General features: G+C 71.4%; 16 protein-coding genes and 1 pseudogene. 7 read left to right on the forward strand and 10 right to left on the reverse strand.

What is annotated here, in order from left to right:
- Positions 1–9: 9 nt before the first annotated feature.
- Together minD and minE are read left to right on the forward strand one after the other, a co-directional pair.
- Complete coding sequence (gene minD / locus Tfont_RS09490) at positions 10–822, forward strand: septum site-determining protein MinD (RefSeq protein ID WP_143969259.1); 813 nt, start codon at positions 10–12, stop codon at positions 820–822.
- 5 nt (positions 823–827) lie between these two features.
- The gene (gene minE, locus Tfont_RS09495; RefSeq protein WP_068608294.1) at positions 828–1,088 is read left to right on the forward strand and encodes a cell division topological specificity factor MinE; all 261 of its coding nucleotides are present in this window, start codon (positions 828–830) and stop codon (positions 1,086–1,088) included.
- A 22-nt stretch (positions 1,089–1,110) separates the two neighbouring features.
- Here the strand turns inward: minE and Tfont_RS09500 are convergent, their stop codons facing one another.
- From Tfont_RS09500 to purE, 3 genes are read right to left on the reverse strand one after another with little or no spacing between them, the layout of a single operon-like run.
- The gene (locus tag Tfont_RS09500; RefSeq protein ID WP_390612416.1) at positions 1,111–2,127 is read right to left on the reverse strand and encodes an L-threonylcarbamoyladenylate synthase; all 1,017 of its coding nucleotides are present in this window, start codon (positions 2,125–2,127) and stop codon (positions 1,111–1,113) included.
- Positions 2,124–3,335: a 5-(carboxyamino)imidazole ribonucleotide synthase gene (locus Tfont_RS09505; protein ID WP_068607989.1), complete on the reverse strand. Its 1,212-nt coding sequence runs from the start codon at positions 3,333–3,335 to the stop codon at positions 2,124–2,126. Before Tfont_RS09505 ends, Tfont_RS09500 begins: the two co-directional genes overlap by 4 nt.
- Positions 3,332–3,850, reverse strand: a complete 519-nt coding sequence (gene purE, locus Tfont_RS09510; protein WP_068607987.1) for a 5-(carboxyamino)imidazole ribonucleotide mutase — start codon at positions 3,848–3,850, stop codon at positions 3,332–3,334. Before purE ends, Tfont_RS09505 begins: the two co-directional genes overlap by 4 nt.
- 51 nt (positions 3,851–3,901) lie before the next feature.
- Between purE and trxA the strand changes: the two genes are divergently transcribed.
- The 5 genes from trxA (at position 3,902) to Tfont_RS09535 (ending at position 7,976) form a co-directional block, all read left to right on the forward strand.
- The gene (gene trxA / locus Tfont_RS09515; protein ID WP_068607985.1) at positions 3,902–4,852 is read left to right on the forward strand and encodes a thioredoxin; all 951 of its coding nucleotides are present in this window, start codon (positions 3,902–3,904) and stop codon (positions 4,850–4,852) included.
- A gap of 15 nt (positions 4,853–4,867) precedes the next feature.
- The gene (locus Tfont_RS09520; protein WP_143969261.1) at positions 4,868–5,206 is read left to right on the forward strand and encodes a 2Fe-2S iron-sulfur cluster-binding protein; all 339 of its coding nucleotides are present in this window, start codon (positions 4,868–4,870) and stop codon (positions 5,204–5,206) included.
- Positions 5,207–5,333: 127 nt separating this feature from the next.
- The gene (locus Tfont_RS09525; protein WP_068607979.1) at positions 5,334–5,894 is read left to right on the forward strand and encodes a Spy/CpxP family protein refolding chaperone; all 561 of its coding nucleotides are present in this window, start codon (positions 5,334–5,336) and stop codon (positions 5,892–5,894) included.
- A gap of 34 nt (positions 5,895–5,928) precedes the next feature.
- Positions 5,929–6,663 carry a response regulator transcription factor gene (locus Tfont_RS09530; RefSeq protein ID WP_068607976.1) on the forward strand — a complete coding sequence of 245 codons (735 nt, stop codon included), beginning with the start codon at positions 5,929–5,931 and terminating at the stop codon, positions 6,661–6,663.
- A complete protein-coding gene (locus Tfont_RS09535) occupies positions 6,660–7,976 on the forward strand; it encodes a HAMP domain-containing sensor histidine kinase (protein ID WP_068607974.1) in 1,317 nt (438 codons plus the stop codon). The genes Tfont_RS09530 and Tfont_RS09535 overlap by 4 nt, the downstream gene beginning before the upstream one ends.
- On the opposite strand, the gene Tfont_RS09540 is transcribed toward Tfont_RS09535, so the two are convergent.
- The 7 genes and pseudogenes from Tfont_RS09540 to Tfont_RS09565 form a co-directional block, all read right to left on the reverse strand.
- Positions 7,977–8,885: a phosphoribosylaminoimidazolesuccinocarboxamide synthase gene (locus Tfont_RS09540; RefSeq protein WP_068607971.1), complete on the reverse strand. Its 909-nt coding sequence runs from the start codon at positions 8,883–8,885 to the stop codon at positions 7,977–7,979.
- A gap of 1 nt (position 8,886) precedes the next feature.
- Entirely contained in the window at positions 8,887–9,951 is a 1,065-nt protein-coding gene (fba, locus tag Tfont_RS09545) for a class II fructose-bisphosphate aldolase (protein ID WP_143969262.1), read from the reverse strand.
- A 53-nt stretch (positions 9,952–10,004) separates the two neighbouring features.
- Positions 10,005–12,866 (reverse strand): phosphoenolpyruvate carboxylase, encoded by a 2,862-nt coding sequence (ppc, locus tag Tfont_RS09550; RefSeq protein WP_143969263.1) that lies wholly within the window; start codon positions 12,864–12,866, stop codon positions 10,005–10,007.
- Positions 12,867–12,909: 43 nt separating this feature from the next.
- On the reverse strand, positions 12,910–14,589 hold the full coding sequence (pgi, locus tag Tfont_RS09555) for a glucose-6-phosphate isomerase (protein ID WP_143969264.1): 1,680 nt from the start codon (positions 14,587–14,589) through the stop codon (positions 12,910–12,912).
- Between the two features lie 6 nt (positions 14,590–14,595).
- A pseudogene (locus Tfont_RS09560) lies at positions 14,596–15,723 on the reverse strand (sodium:solute symporter family transporter); the annotation flags it as partial.
- 54 nt (positions 15,724–15,777) lie between these two features.
- Positions 15,778–16,146, reverse strand: coding sequence for a hypothetical protein (locus Tfont_RS15050; protein ID WP_068607958.1), 369 nt, complete (start codon positions 16,144–16,146; stop codon positions 15,778–15,780).
- Positions 16,124–16,384, reverse strand: coding sequence for a DUF4212 domain-containing protein (locus Tfont_RS09565; protein ID WP_068608288.1), 261 nt, complete (start codon positions 16,382–16,384; stop codon positions 16,124–16,126). The genes Tfont_RS15050 and Tfont_RS09565 overlap by 23 nt, the downstream gene beginning before the upstream one ends.
- Positions 16,385–16,483: the final 99 nt, after the last annotated feature.

Raw genomic sequence — 16,483 nt, forward strand, 5'->3', positions numbered from 1 at the left:
AAGCGATCCATGGCCAAAATCGTCGTCGTCACCTCCGGCAAGGGCGGCGTGGGCAAGACCACGACCAGCGCATCGTTTGCCACCGGGCTGGCCCTCAAGGGGCACAAGACGGTGGTGATCGATTTCGACGTCGGTCTGCGCAACCTCGATCTCATCATGGGCTGCGAGCGCCGTGTGGTCTATGACTTCGTCAACGTCATCCATGGCGAGGCCAACCTCAACCAGGCCCTGATCAAGGACAAGCAGGTCGATCAGCTCTATGTGCTGGCCGCCAGCCAAACCCGCGACAAGGAAGCGCTCAAGCAGGAGGGGGTGGAGCGCGTCCTCAACGATCTGGCGGGCATGGGGTTCGATTACATCGTGTGCGATTCGCCCGCCGGCATCGAGACCGGCGCGCTGATGGCCATGCACTATGCCGACGAAGCGCTGGTCGTCACCAACCCCGAGGTGTCGTCGGTGCGCGACTCGGACCGGATTCTGGGCATGCTCAGCTCCAAGACCCGGCGCGCCATCGAAGGGCGCGAGCCGGTCAAGGAACATCTGCTGATCACGCGCTACAACCCCAACCGCGTGCAGGACGGACAGATGCTGTCGCTGCAAGACATTCAGGACATTCTGCGCATCCCGCTGATCGGCGTCATCCCCGAGAGCGAGGCGGTACTGCAGGCCTCCAACCAGGGCGTGCCCGCCATCCATCTGCAGGGCACCGACGTGTCCGAGGCCTACAAGGATGTGATCGACCGCTTCCTGGGCCACGACAAGCCGCTGCGCTTCATCGAGGCCGAAAAGCCCGGCTTCTTCAAGCGCCTGTTCGGGAGGTGAGCGCCGTGTCCTTCCTGTCCTTTTTGCTGGGCGAGAAGAAAAAGACCGCCACCGTCGCCAAGGAGCGGCTGCAGATCATCCTGGCGCACGAACGCGCCGGCCGCAATGCGTCCGAGCCGGACTACCTGCCGGCCCTGCAGCGGGAATTGGTGGCGGTGATCGGCAAGTACATCGCCATCAACCCCGACGACATTCGCGTCAACCTGGAACGCCACGACAACCTCGAGGTGCTCGAGGTCAAGATCGAGCTGCCGGACGCGCGCTGAAGCCCGAGCGTTGTCAGCCCAGTCAAGCCGCGGCGCGCTGCAGCCGGTCGCGCACGCCATCCCACGCGGCATCCGCCGGCGGGCGCTCGACCCAGATCAGCCGCGTCTGCCCGTCGTCCAGCTCGCGCAGCGCGGCGAACAACTCGCGCGCGGCCGCCTCGGGCTCCATCGGCATGGGGCGCAGCCGCACATGCGCGCTGACGCAGCGCAGCGGGCTGCGGTGGTAGACCGCCAGATCGCGCGCCTGCGCGCCGAGCAGGTCCAGCGCCGTCTGCAGCTCGGCGGCGTCCATTAGCCGCACCTTGGCCTGCGGCGCGTAGTGCGACGCCAGCGTGCCGGAGGCGCGCGGCGCGTGCGCGTCGCGGTCGCGCACCGGGCGGCCGAGCGTGCGCTCCAGCTGCGCGCGGCCGATCATGCCGGGGCGCAGCAGCACTGGCTCGGCGCGCGTGCAGTCGACGATCGTCGACTCGATGCCGACCGGGCAGGCGCCGCCGTCCAGGATCAGCAGCTCGGCGTCGGACAGCGCGCCCAGCTCCGCCGCCACGTGCGCGGCCTGCGTCGGGCTGACGCGGCCGAAGCGGTTGGCGCTCGGGGCCGCGAGCCCCCGGATACCGGCGCCGTGGCACTCGGCCAGCAGCGCCTGCGCCACCGGGTGCGCCGGGCAGCGCAGCCCGATCGACGCCTGCCCCCCGGCGGCGGCCTCGGCGACGCCCGGCTGGCGCGGCAGGATCAGCGTCAGCGGCCCGGGCCAGAACGCCGCCATCAGCGCGCGTGCGTAGTCCGGCACCGCCGCGGCGTAATGGGTCAGCGCCGCCTCGCGCTCGGGCGGCGTGGCGCCGCCGATGTGCACGATCAGCGGGTGGTCGCTCGGCCGCCCCTTGGCGGCGAAGATGCGCGCCACGGCCCCGGGCCGGTCGGCGTCCGCGGCCAGTCCGTACACCGTCTCGGTCGGCATGGCCACCAAATATCCAGCGCGCAGCCGCTGCACCGCGTCGGCCAAGGCCTCGGCGGCCTGCGGGCCGCGCGCGTCGCGAATCAGCGCCATGGCGCGATGCCCAGTCGCTCGGCCGCGGCCCGTGCGGTCTGTTGCGCGGCCTCGGCCGTGGCGGCCGTGATCGTCAGATGGCCCATTTTGCGCCCCGGCCGGGCGTCGTGCTTGCCATACAGGTGCAGGTGCGTTCCGGGCAGCGCCAGCACGCCCGCCCAGTCCGGCGTCACGGGCTGGCCGTCGCGCCACCACAGGTCGCCCAGCAGGTTGAGCATGATGGCCGGGCTGTGCTGCCGGGGCGTGGGCAGCGGCAAACCCGCCAGGGTGCGCACCTGCAGTTCGAACTGCGACACGTCGCAGGCGTCGATGGTGTAGTGGCCGCTGTTGTGCGGGCGCGGCGCCATCTCGTTGACCACCAGCGTGCCTTCGGCGCTGCCGTCGTCGACGACGAAAAACTCCACGCACAGCACGCCCACATAGCGCAACTGCGCGGCGATGGCGCCGGTGGCGGCGATGGCCTGCTCGGCCAGCACCGGCGAAACGCCGCCCGGGACCACCTCGGTGACGGCCAGGATGCCGTCGCGGTGCAGGTTGCGCTGGACGGGAAAATGCACCTGCGCCCCGTCGGCCCCGCGCGCGACGATGACCGACAGTTCGTCGCGCAGCGCCAGGCGCTGCTCCAGCACGCACGGCACGCGGCCCAGTTGCTCCCAGGCGGCGGCCAGTGCGGCACGGTCGGCCACGCGCACCTGGCCCTTGCCGTCGTAGCCCAGGCGCGCGGTTTTCAGGATGCCGGGCAGCAAGGCGTCAGGCACGGCGGCCAGATCGGCTGGCGACACGATGGCGGCATGTGGCGCCGGGCCCACCCCGCCCGCGCGGGCGCAGGCGGCGAAGTGCGCCTTCTCGGCGATGCGGTCCTGCGCCACGGCGACGGCCTGGGGCCCCGGCGCCACCGGCCGCTGCGCGGCCAGGGTGGCCAGGGCGCCGGCGGGCACGTTCTCGAATTCGGTGGTGATGGCCTCGCAGCGCTGCATCAGTTGCGCCAGGCCCTGTTCGTCGTCGTAGGCGGTGGCGACGTGGTAGTCGCTGACGCGTCCGGCGGGGCTGGTCGCATCGGGGTCCAGCACGGCGGTCTGGTAGCCCAGGGCCTGCGCCGCGTGGACGAACATGCGGCCAAGCTGGCCGCCGCCCATCACGCCCAGCGTGGCCAGCCGGCCGCCGCCCGCCACGGGGCCGGGCAGGATGGGGGTGGCACTCATGCGCGGCCTCCCGCGTTCGGTTCCACGGGCAAGGTCATGGCCCGCGCCATGGCGGTCTGCTCGGCGCGGAAGGCGTGCAGCCGCTCGCGCAGCGCCGCATCGTGGCGGGCCAGCATCGCCACCGCGAACAGGGCGGCGTTGGCCGCACCGGCCGCACCGATGGCAAAGGTGGCCACGGGAATGCCCTTGGGCATCTGCACGATGGAGTGCAGCGAATCGACCCCCTGCAGGTGGCGGCTGGGCACCGGCACGCCCAGCACCGGCACGGTCGTCTTGGCCGCCAGCATGCCGGGCAAGTGGGCCGCGCCGCCCGCGCCGGCGACGATGGCCTGCAGCCCGCGACCCTCGGCCGCCTCGGCATAGGCGAACATGTCGTCCGGCATGCGGTGGGCCGAGACGACCCGCGCCTCGAACGCGACGCCGAACTGTTGGAAAATGGCAGCCGCGTGCTGCATGGTGTCCCAGTCGCTGCTGGACCCCATGACGACACCGACCTGGACGTTGCTGCTGGACATGGCGACCCCGGGGGAAAATCCCGTCATTCTAGAGAATCGGACGCTGCCGACATGATCGACGTCACGCTTGCCAATTTCCAGGCCGAGGTGCTCGAGGCCTCGCTGACCACGCCGGTGCTGGTGGATTTCTGGGCGCCCTGGTGCGGCCCCTGCAAAGTCCTCGGCCCCATTCTGGAGAAGGTGGAGCAGGCCTATGCGGGCCGCTTCAAGCTGGTCAAGGTCAACACCGAGGACGAGCAGCAGCTCGCCGGCTACTTCCAGATCCGCAGCATCCCGACCTGCATCCTGTTCGTCGGTGGGCAGCCGGTGGATGGCTTCATGGGGGCGCTGCCGGAAGGGCAGATTCGCGCCTTTTTGGACCGCAACCTGCCCAGCGAAGCCGACCTGCAGGCTGAGGCCGAACGCGCCGAGGCCGAGGCGGCGGCTGCCCAGGGCGACGCCGACACGGCCCTGCAGCGCCTGCGCGATGCGCTGGCGCAGGCGCCCGACAACGACGATGTGCGCTTCGATCTGGTTCGGCTGCTGATCGGCTCGGGCCAGTTGGGCGAAGCGGCGGCCGCACTGGCGCCGGCGCTGGGCAAGATCCCGGTGCCGCTGCGCTTCGAGGCGCTGGCGCAGTGGCTCCATGCGCTGGAATTCGCCACCACCGATCCGCGCGGGCGGTGGCCGCTGGAGAAGTTCGACGAGCTGATCGCGGCCAACAAGCGCGACTTCGAGACGCGCTTTGCCAAGGCCCGGGTGCTGATTGCGCGGGGCGACTGGACCGCCGCGATGGACGAGTTGCTGGAGATCATCCTGCGCGACAAAAAATGGGCCGACGAAGCCCCGCGCAAAACCGTGGTCGCCCTGCTGGAACTGCTGACCCCGCCCAAGCGCGACGCCGGGGCCGCGCCCAAGTCCGCGGCCGGTCTGGAAATCGCCGGGCATGCCGCGGCGGCCGAAGATCCGCAGGCCGAGCTGGTCTCGCGTTACCGGCGCAAGCTCAGCATGGCCCTCAACTGAGCCGCTGGGGCCGCCATGATCACCGTGCGCTTCGTCACCCCCGGCCCGCAGGGGCCCGTGCAGGACCGCGAGGTCGAGGTGCCGGCCGACGGCCGCAGCCTGATGAAGGCTGCGGTGGACGCGGGCATCGATGGCATCGCCGCTGACTGCGGCGGCAGCCTGACCTGCGCCACCTGCCATGTCTTCGTCACCGAGCCGTGGCTCGCGCGGCTGCCGCCCGTGTCCGCCGATGAGGACACCATGCTGGACTACACGGCGGAGGAGCGCCGCGCCAACAGCCGCCTGAGCTGCCAGATCCGGCTGACCCCCGAGCTGGATGGTCTGACCGTGGAGCTGCCCGCGCGGCAGTACTGACGGCCGCGGCGGCGCGGGTTTCACAATTCTTTACGCGCGGACCAAGCGCCCTTCACGCGGGGACGGGACCATGGGCACCGTGGACGGCAACCCGCCGTCCCCTTCGATGCAAGGAAAGGAGTGTTCCATGTCCGCTACCGTTGCTTTCTCCACCCGCTGGCGCCCGCTGCTGCTGGGCGTGGCGCTGGCGGTCTCCGCCGCGGCCACCCCGCTGGTCTGGGCCCATGCCGCCCGCGCCGGGCACGGGCCCATGGGGGCCCCCATGGCCGGGGGCATGGGGCCGGTCCTGGCCGGACCGCTCGCCGACGATCCGGCCCGTCTGGACCGCTGGCTGGACCGCATGGCCCAGCATCTGCAACTGCAACCCGCGCAGCGCGACGACATCCGCCGCATCGCGCAGGCCGCCGCGCAGGACCTGCGGCCGCTGCGCGACGAGGCCCGCGCACTGCACGAGGAACGCCGGCGCCTGTGGGCCCAGCCCACGCTGGACGAGGCCGCGATCGAGGCGCTGCGCCAGCGCGCCCTCGCCCTGCACGAACGGCTGAGCGCCCGCATGCAGCAAGCGATGCTGGAGGCGGCCCGGGTGCTGACGCCCGAGCAGCGCCAACGGCTTGCCCAAGGCATGGACCGCCGCGGCGCCCACCGGCACGGGGGCCAGTGGGCCCCGCGCGGCGGTGAAAACGGTTGACCCCTGACCGACCACCGAACGACCCCCGAGTGGCATGGCGGCCCGGATTCTGCTCATCGATGACGACCTGCGGCTGACCGCGATGGTCGGCGACTACCTGCGGCAGGCGGGCTGGCAGGTGGAGACGGCGGCCTCGCTGAGCGCCGCCCGCCAGCGCCTGGGGCCCGGGCTGCCGCCGCCCGATGCGCTGGTGCTGGACCTGATGCTGCCCGATGGCGATGGCCTGGACCTGTGCCGCGATCTGCGCGCCCGGCCCGACACGCGCCACCTGCCCATCCTGATGCTGACCGCGCGCGGTGAGCCGACCGATCGCATCATCGGGCTGGAGCTGGGGGCGGACGATTACCTGCCCAAACCGTTCGAGCCGCGGGAGCTGCTGGCGCGGCTGCGCGCCCTGCTGCGCCGCGCCGGGGCGACGCCGCCAGCCGCCGGTGCGGCCGAGGTGCTGCGCTTTGGCCGGCTGGAGGTCGATCTGGCCGCGCACGCGGTGCGGCTGGACGGACGCGTGTGCGAGCTGACGGCTTACCAGTTCCAGTTGCTGGCGGTGCTGGCGCGGCACGCCGGGCGGGTGCTGTCGCGCGACCAGATCATGGACGCCCTCAAAGGCCATCCGCAGGAAGCCTACGACCGCTCGATCGATGTGCACATCTCGCGCATCCGCGCCGCGATCGAGGACGACCCCAAGCAGCCCCGCCGCATCCTGACCGTGCGCGGGGCCGGCTATCTGCTGGCGCGCCAGCCCGCGGGCGATGGGGAGCCTGCCCCGTGAAAACGCTCTACCTGCGCATCTACCTGACGGTGGTGGCGGTGCTGCTGCTGTTTGCCCTGCTGTCGGGCTGGCTGTTCCAGCGCAACATGGACCAGGTGCGCGCGCTGGACCGCGCGGCCTGGAGCGAGCGGCTGGCCGGCTGGGCCGAGCTGGCGCAGGAGGTGCTGCCGCCGCCCTCGGCCCCGCCGGCCGAACAGGCTGCCGTGCTGGAGGACTGGTCGCAACGCCTGCGCCTGCCGCTGGCGCTGGACGATGCCGCCGGGCAGCCGCTGGCCGCCAGCGCCGCCTTCGAGCGTTGGGCCGGTCACGGCGGGCGGCGCATTCGCCTGGCGCTGGCCGACGGCCGGACGCTGTGGGTGCTGCGCCCCCCCCGGCCCGAGGGGCGGCCGCCCGCCGCCGGTCCCCTGGGTCCCCTGCATGGCCCGGGCGTGCCCCGGGAGCCGCCGTGGTGGCTGGGCGGCGGGGGGCTGGCGGCCGCGCTGGTGGTGCTGTTCGTCGCCATCGCCGCCGGCGCGTACCCGGTGGTGCGGCGGCTGACGCGCCGCCTGGAGGCGCTGCGCCGCGGGGTGGAGACATTCGGGGATGGCCAGCTCAGCCACCGCGTGGCGGTGGACGGCCGCGACGAGGTGGCGGCCCTGGCGGCCAGCTTCAACCGGGCGGCCGAGCGCATCGAGAGCCTGGTGCGCTCGCACCAGTCGCTGCTGGCCAATGCCTCGCACGAATTGCGCTCACCGCTGGCGCGGCTGCGCATGGCGCTGTCGCTGTGGGACACCGATGCCCCCGAGGCGCGCCCCGCCCGCCGCGCCGAAATCGAGCGCAACATCCGCGAGCTGGATGCGCTGGTGGACGAGGTGCTGTTGGCCAGCCGCTTGCAAGCCGCGCCGGACTTGGAACGTGCCCCGGTGGATTTGCTCGGGCTGGCGGCGGAAGAGGCCGCGCTGCTCGGCGCCGAGGTGGAGGGCGAGGCGCTGGTGGTGCCCGGCGACGAGCGCCTGCTGCGCCGGGCCGTGCGCAACCTGCTGGAAAACGCCCGCCGCTACGCCCCGGAGCAGCCGCCCAGCGTGCAGGTGGTGCAATCGGGCGATGCCGCAGAGCTGCGAGTGTGCGACCGCGGACCCGGCGTGCCGGCCGATCAGCGCGAGCGCATCTTCGAGCCTTTTTATCGCCTGCCCGGGCATGCCGAACATGCCGGTGGCGTTGGTCTTGGCTTGAGCCTGGTGCGCCAGATCGCGCAGCGCCACGGCGGGCAGGCGCGGTGCGAGCCGCGCGACGGCGGCGGCAGCTGCTTCGTGCTGCGGCTGCCGCGGGGCTGATCAGCCGATCAGGCGCGCCAGCGCCTCGCGGTACTTGGCCGCGGTCTGTTCGATCACCTCCTTGGGCAGGCGCGGGGCGGGTGGCGTCTTGTTCCACGGCCGGCCGTCCACCCGGGCGTTCTCCAGCCAGTCGCGCAGGTACTGCTTGTCGAAGCTCGGGGGGTTGCTGCCTTCGGCGTAGGATTCCGCCGGCCAGTAGCGCGACGAATCGGGCGTGAGCACCTCGTCCATCAGCGTCAGCGTGCCGTCCGCATCCAGCCCGAACTCGAACTTGGTGTCGGCGATCAGGATGCCTTTGCTGGCCGCATAGTCGCTCGCGGCCTGGTACAGGCGGATGGAGATGTCGCGAATGCGCTCGGCCAGGTCGCGGCCGATGCGTGCGGTCATCTCGTCGAAGGTGATGTTTTCGTCGTGCTCGCCGACGGCCGCCTTGGCCGCCGGGGTGAAGATCGGCTGCGGCAGGCGGCTGGCGTTGCGCAGGCCCGGCGGCAGCGGCACGCCGCACACCGATTGCGTCTGCTGATACTCCTTCCAGCCGCTGCCGGCCAGATAGCCGCGCACCACCGCCTCGACCGGGATCGGGCGCAGGCGCTTGACCAGCATCGAGCGGCCGCGCACCTGCTCGCGCTCGGCCGGGGCGACCACGCTTTCCGGGTCCTCGCCCGTCAGGTGGATGGGGCACAGGTTGGCACCCTTGGGCCCCAGTTTGTCGAACCAGAACAGGCTCAGCGTCGTGAGCAGCTCGCCCTTGCCGGGGATGGGCTCGCCCATGATGACGTCGAATGCGCTGATGCGGTCGGTGGCCACCATCAGGATGCGGTCGTCGCCCACGGCGTAGTTGTCGCGCACCTTGCCGCGCGCCAGCAGCGGCAGGGACGTCAGGTGCGAGGTGTGCAGTGCGGCGGCCATGTCAGTGCACCACCTGCGCCAGCTCGCCGCGCGCATAGCGCTCGGCCATCACCGACAGCGGCAGGCCCTTGATCTTGCCGGCCATGCCTTCGCAGCCAAACTGCAGATAGCGCTGCTTGCACACCTGCTTGGCCGCCTCGCGCGCGGGCTTGAGCCATTCGCGCGCATCGAACTTGTCCGGGTTCTCGTGCAGAAACTTGCGCACCGCGGCCGTCATGGCCAGGCGGATGTCGGTGTCGATGTTGACCTTGCGCACGCCGTGCTTGATCGCTTCCTGGATCTCTTCCACCGGCACGCCATAGGTCTCCTTCATGGCGCCGCCGTACTGGCGGATCTGCTCCAGCAGCTCCTGCGGCACGCTGGACGAGCCGTGCATGACCAGATGGGTGTTGGGGATGCGGGCGTGGATCTCTTTGACGCGGCCGATGGCCAGGATGTCGCCCGTCGGCTTGCGCGTGAACTTGTAGGCGCCGTGGCTGGTGCCGATGGCGATGGCCAGCGCATCGAGCTGGGTGGCTTTGACGAACTCGGCCGCCTCCTCGGGGTCGGTGAGCAGGGCCGAGTGGTCGAGCACGCCTTCGGCGCCGATGCCGTCCTCCTCGCCCGCCATGCCGGTCTCCAGCGAGCCCAGACAGCCCAGCTCGCCCTCGACCGTGACGCCCAGGCGGTGCGCCATCTCCACCACGCGGCGGGTCACGTCCACGTTGTAGTCGTAGGGGGCGGGGGTCTTGCCGTCCTCGCGCAGAGATCCGTCCATCATCACGGACGTGAAGCCCAGGCGGATCGCGCTCTCGCACACCGCGGGGCTTTGGCCATGGTCCTGGTGCATGGCGACGGGGATGTGCGGCCAGGCCTCGACCGCGCCCTGGATCAGGTGGCGGATGAAGGACTCGCCCGCGTACTTGCGTGCACCCGCCGAAGCCTGCAGGATGACCGGGGCGCCGACCTCGTCGGCCGCCGACATGACCGCCTGCACCTGCTCCAGGTTGTTGACGTTGAAGGCCGGAATGCCGTAGCCGTGCTCGGCCGCGTGGTCGAGCAGTTCGCGCATGGAAACGAGCGCCATCGGGGTCTCCCACAGGGTGTGTTGGAACGGCCGGCGATTGTACCGGCGGGGCTTTAGCCGGTGTTGCGCAGGCCGGCGGCGATGCCGTTGATCGACAGGTGGATGCCGCGTTTGACCTTCTCCTCCTGGTTGCCGGCGCGGTAGCGGCGGATCAGCTCGACCTGCAGGTGGTGCAGCGGGTCGATGTAGGGGAAGCGGTGCGCGATCGAGCGCGCCAGCGCCGCGTTGTTGGCCAGCCGCTGCGCATGGCCGGTGATGGCCTGCAGCGCCGCGTGGGTGCGGTGCCACTCGGCCTCGATGGCGCCGAAGATGCGCCGGCGCAGGCGCGCATCGGGCACCAGCTCGGCGTACAGGGCGCCAAGCGCCAGATCGCTCTTGGCCAGCACCATGTCGATGTTGCTCAGCAGCGCGGCGAAGAACGGCCAGCGGGCGTGCATCTCGCGCAGCAACTCGTGCGCGGCGTCGCGGCCCAGGTCCGCCTCCAGCGCGGCCACGCCGCTGCCCAGCCCGTACCACCCGGGCAGCGTCAGGCGGCACTGGCCCCAGCTGAAGCTCCAGGGAATGGCGCGCAGGTCCTCGATGCGCTGCGTGGCCTTGCGCGACGCGGGCCGCGAGCCGATGTTGAGCTCGGCGATCTCCCGAATGGGTGTGGCGTGGAAGAAGTAGTCGGTAAAGCCCGGCGTCTCGTAGACCAGCGCGCGGTAGGCCGCCTGGCTGGCGCGCGACAGCGCCTCGGCTGCTTGCAGAAAGCGCGCCGGCACCGGCCGCCGGGGGGGCAGCAGGGTCGCCTCCAGGGTGGCGGCGACCAGCGTCTCCAGGTTGCGCCGGCCGATGTCGGGGTTGGCGTACTTGGAGCCGATCACCTCGCCCTGCTCGGTCAGGCGGATTTGGCCGCGCACCGTGCCGGCAGGCTGGGCCAGGATGGCCTCGTAGCTCGGGCCGCCGCCGCGGCCGACCGTGCCGCCGCGGCCGTGGAACAGGCGCAGCCGCACCGGGCGGCCGCTTTCGGCCCCCAGGCGGTCGAACAGCGCCGCCAGCGCCACCTCGGCCTGGTAGAGCGACCAGTTGCTGGTGAAGATGCCGCCGTCCTTGTTGCTGTCGGAGTAGCCGAGCATGATGTCCTGCTCGCCGTACTCCAGCGGGCCGCCGGCATGCACCAGCGCGGCCACGCCGGGCAGCGCGTAGTACTCAGCCATAATGGTCGGGGCTTGTTGCAGGTCTTCGATGGTCTCGAACAGCGGCACGACGATCAGCTCGGCGCGCGCATCCTCCCCCCAGTGCCCATGCAGCAGGCCGGCTTCCTTCTGCAGCACCAGCACTTCCAGCAGATCGCTCACCGACTCCGTGTGGCTGATGATGGCGTGCCGGATGGCCGCCGCGCCGTAGCGCCGGCGCGCATCGCGCGCGGCGCGAAAGATCGCCAGCTCGCGCTGTGTGACGGCGCTGTAGGGGGTATCGGGCAGGCGCAGCGGCCGCGGATCGGCCAGCACGTTCAGCAGCAGGCGACGGCGCGCCGCCTCGTCGAGCGCCGCATAGTCCGGCGCCACCCGTGCCTGGGCCAGCAGCTCGGCCACGGCCAGCTCGTGCTGGTCCGAGCTTTGGCGCAGGTCCAGCGTCGCGAGGTGAAAGCCAAACACCTCCACCGCCCGGATCAGGGGTTTCAAGCGCGGCTCCGTCAGGGCCGCGCAGCCCTGCTCGACCAGCGCGGCCTCGATCACGCGCAGATCGGCCAGAAAGGCCGCCGCGTCGGGGTAGGGGTGCTGCGGCGGCACCGCGTGGCGCGCCGCCTCGCCGCCGCTGAGGGCCTGCAGCGTCGCCGCCAGCCGCGCATACAGGCCCACCAGCGCGCGCCGGTAGGGCTCGTCGCGGCGGTGCTCGCTGGTGTCGGGCGAGGCGTCGGCCAGGGCCTGCAGGGCGGCCGGGGCCGGCAGCAGCATGGCGGACAGGGACAGTTCCGCGCCGAGCGCATGCACCTCGCGCAGGTAGTGGCGCAGGATCAGATCCGCCTGGCGCTGCAGCGCCAGCGCCAGCGTGTCCGCGTCCACGTTGGGGTTGCCATCGCGGTCGCCGCCGGTCCACTGGCCCAGCCGCAAGAACGGTGCCACCGGGGTGCCATCCAGCGCGGCTTCGATGTCGGCGTACAGCCGCGGCACCTCGGGCACGAAGGTGCGCTCGTAGTAGGCGAGGGCGTTGTTGATCTCGTCGGCCACGGTCAGCCGCGTGTAGCGCAGCAGCCGCGTGTGCCACAGCTGGGTGATGCGTGCGCGCAGCAGCGCTTCGTTGGCGGCCAGCTCGCGCTCGCTGACGTGGTCGCCGCGCCGGTTGCCCGCCGCCAGGGCGCGCGCCCGGATGGCGTCGCGCTGCGCCAGCAGCCGGGCGATGTCGCCCTCGGCCTCGCGGATGCTGGCGCGCTGCACTTCGGTCGGGTGCGCGGTCAGCACCGGCGACACCAGGGCATGGCGCAGGGTGTCGGCGATGGTCTGCCCGCCCACCCCGGCGCGGCGCAGGCGCTGCCAGGTGTGCGCCAGACTGCCCGGCTGCACATGGCCGGCGCGCTCGTGCACCTCGCGCCGGCGGATGTGGTGCCGGTCCTCGGCCAGATTGGCCAGGTGGCTGAAGAAGGTGAAGGCGCGGATCACGCTGACCGCCTGGGCATCGGTCAGCGCATGCAGCACGCGCTGCAATTCGCGGTCGGCGCGTGGGTCGGCGTGGCGGCGAAACGTCACCGAGAGCTGGCGGATGCGCTCGATCAGGGCGAAGGTGGCCTCGCCCTCGTGCTCGCGGATGACGTCGCCGAGCAGCCGGCCCAGCAGCCGGATGTCGTCCACCAGCGGTTGGTCTTTGGGCGGAATCGCGGTACGGCCGGCGGCATCGGCCGAGGGGGAGGGGGGCGGGTCGCGGCGGGACGTGGCCATGGGCAGAAAAAACGTCAAGGTGGAGGAAGCAAAAAGACAGGGGTCAGCCCGGGGCGCCGTCGTCGCGCGCCACGGTGCGCAGCAGCGTTTTGCCCAGCTCCACGCCCCACTGGTCGTAGGCGTGGATGTCCCAGATCGCGGCTTCGCAGAAGATTTTGTGTTCGTAGGCGGCCATCAGCGCGCCCAGCGCATGCGGATCCAGCCGTGGCAGCCACAGCAGATTGCTGGGCACGTTGCCGGGGAAGGTGCGGTGCGGAGCGAGCGTTTGCGCGGTCGCCGCATCCAGCCCCTCGGCCCGCAATTGGGCGCGGGTCTGCGCCTCGTCGCGGCCCAGCGCCAGGGCCTGCGCCTGCGCGAGCAGGTTGTCGCGCACCAGGCGGTGGTGCCGCTCGGCCAGGGGCAGTGGCGTGTCCTCGGTGTCGATGCCGATGAAGTCCACCGGCACCCGGTGGCGACCCTGGTGCAAAAGCTGGAAATACGCGTGCTGCCCTTCCAGCCCGATGCCGCCCCAGACGATCGCTTCGGTACCGACGGCGCACACGGTGCCGTCGCGGTGCACGCGCTTGCCGTTGGACTCCATCGCCAGTTGCTGCAAATAGGGGACGAAGTGGCGCAGCCGCTCGGCATACACCGCCACCAACTGGGTGGGGCAGCGCAAAAAGTCGCGGTTCCACACCGACAGCAGCGCCAGCGCCAGCGGCAGGTTGCGCTCCGGCGGTGCGTGCCAGAAGTGCTCGTCCATCGCGCGCGCGCCCGCCAGCAATTGCCGAAACGCCGCCGCCCCGATGGCCACCGCGAGCGGAAAGCCGATCGCCGACCAGACCGAATACCGGCCACCCACCCAGTCCCAGAACACGAAGGTGTGCGCCGGGTCGAACCCCTGTGCCCGGGCCAGATCGGGCCGCGCCGTCACGGCCACCAGGTGCGTGCCCTGGGCGTCCGGCTCCAGCCCCGCATCGGCCAGCCAGCGGCGGGCGGTGTCCGCCATCAGGCGGGTTTCGGGGGTGGTGAAGCTCTTGCTCTGCACGACGAACAGCGTGTCGTGCGGATTCAGGTCGCGCAGCGTGTCGTGCAGTGTCCAGGCGTCGGGGTTGGGCACATAGCGCACCGCCACCGCCGGCGTGGCCAGGGCGGCCAGCGCTGTGGTGGCCATGCGCGGCCCCAGGTCCGAGCCGCCGATACCCAGGTTGACCACCGTGCGGATGGGCAGCCCGCGGTGCCCGCGCCACGCCCCGCTGCGCACCCGCTCGGCCGCGGCCAGAAAGCGCTCCCGCTCGTCGCGCACGGCGGCGCTGATCGCCGCCCCCCAGGGAGCGGCCGGGTCGTCGTCACCCCGCAGGGCCGGGTGCAGGGCGGCACGCCCTTCGGTGGCGTTGACGGCTTCGCCGCGCCGCAGGGCGTCGGCCTGTCCGGCCACGTCCGCCTCGCGTGCCAGCGCCAGCAGGGCCTGCCAGATGGGCAGGTCCACGGCCTGTCGCGTGGCATCCAGCCGCAGCCCGACGGCGTCGAAGCGCAGCGCGGCGCTGCGCGCCGCATCCGCCGTGGCCAACCGGTCCCGCAAGGGCGGCTGGGGGGTGGCCGCCAGGGCCTGCAGCCGGCCCCAGGCGGGCAGGCACGCGGGCCGGTGCCCGCCGACGGGTGCGCCGGCAGGGTCGGCGGAGTCGGCTAAGGGGCGGGGCGAGGACGTCGAGGCGTGCATGGGCCAGGGCGGGGAGCGGACCATCCGCGATCATACGGCCCAGGCCGGGCCGCCCCGCCCCGGACGGGGCAACAAAGAGCGGGGCAACAAAAAGCCCACCGGCACGCCGAAGATGCCGGCCGAGATCGGCTGGATGCCCCACCAGAGCTGCACGGGGTCGGTCACACCGAACACGCTACGCAGCCACGGCTGGGAGGTGGCCATGTAGTAGAAGGTGATGCCAAAGCCGGCGATCATGCCGAGGATCGCCCCCCACTTGGTGGCCCGCTTCCAGAAGATGCCCAGCGTCAGCGCCGGGAAGAAGCCCGCCGCCGCCAGCGAGAACGCCGCCGACACCAGGAACAGGATGTCCGCCGGCTTTTGGGCGGCCACGTAGGCCGCCATCAAGGCCACGACCAGCAGCAGGACCTTGGAGATCATCACCCGGCGCGAGGTCGGGGCGTTCGGGTCCATCATCTTGTAGTACAGGTCGTGCGACAGCGCGTTGGCGATGGTCAGCAGCAGGCCGTCGGCGGTGGACAGCGCCGCGGCCAGACCGCCCGCGGCCACCATGCCCGACACGACGTAGGGCAGGCCCGCGATCTCCGGCGTCGCCAGCACGATGATGTCGCCGCCGATGCGCATCTCGCCGAGCTGGAAGATGCCGTCCTTGTTGACGTCGGTGACCGACAGCAGCGCCGGGTCGACCTTGGTCCAGTTGGCAATCCAGGCCGGCAGCTTGTCGAACGGCGTGCCCACCATCAGGCAGAACACCAGTGCCAGGAAGTCGCGCCGCGACTCATCGAAGGTCTTCTGCGCCTTCTCATCGCCGTTGGGGTCGCCGGCAAACTGCTGCGCATGGCCCGGCATGCCGGCCAGCGGCTTGGCGCGGGCCTCGGCCGCGGCCTTGGCCTTGGTCCAGGCGTCCTTGGCGGCGGCGCGGTCGGCGGCCAGCGCGGCCGGCACGTCCTTGAGCTTTTCGCCCAGCGCGGCCGCCTGGGCCTGGAAGGCGGCGATGACCTCTTTTTCCTTCGGGTCGTCGATGAGCTGCTTCCCCCGCTCCGTGACCTTCTGCAACTGGTACACGAAGGACACGAAGATCGCGATCAGGATACCGACCAGACGCGCGATGGTGCCCTCGTACCGCGCCCCGAGGAAGTCGGGGATGGTGAACTGACCGAACTTGCGCAGATACGGCGCCAGGAACAACGCCACCAGGCAGTAGCCGCCGGTCTAGCCCATGATGAAGGCCAGGCCCCCGTAGCCGGTCAGGTACAGCGTGCCGGCCATGCCGTTGTAGACCGCGGGCACGCGCCGGCCGGCGACGTAGTACTCGGCGGCGTCGTTGGTGCGGCTCATGATGCCGATGCCGGCGTAGAGCATCACCGTGGCGAACAGGAAGATGTAGCCCACCCACGCCTTGGGCAGCCCGAACTGCTCCAGGATCGCGAGCGTGACCACGAACACGAAGAAGCCGCCCGTGTACCAGGCGTAGACCTTGTTGAGTTGCTTGCGGAAGGCGGCGTTGCTGCCGGCGCTGAAGACGCCGCCGGCGCTTTCGGGTGCGAGTCCGGCTATGTCAGTCCTCCTGTTCGGCGACACCGTGCTCGATGTCGAGTTGGTTCATGTACCGGGCGTAAAAACCGATGATCAGCACGTAGACCACCAGCGCGCCCTGCGCGCCCACCCAGAAGCTGAAAGGCCAGCCGAAGAAGGTGAAACTCAGGTCGCGGGCAAAGAAGCCGACGACGAACGTCACCACGAACCAGATCGCCAGCAGAATCCCCGTGATGCGCAGGTTCTTCTGCCAGTATCGCTGTTGCGATTCCGTCAGTTGCATGGAAGTTGTCTCCTTTCGGTCTAGGGGCTGCGGACGGGCACGGCGGCCCGCCCCCACCCAGGGCTTGTTGAGCACCTGGAACAGCTGGTAGACGAAGTT

Source organism: Tepidimonas fonticaldi, assembly GCF_007556755.1.
Lineage (GTDB): Bacteria > Pseudomonadota > Gammaproteobacteria > Burkholderiales > Burkholderiaceae_C > Tepidimonas > Tepidimonas fonticaldi.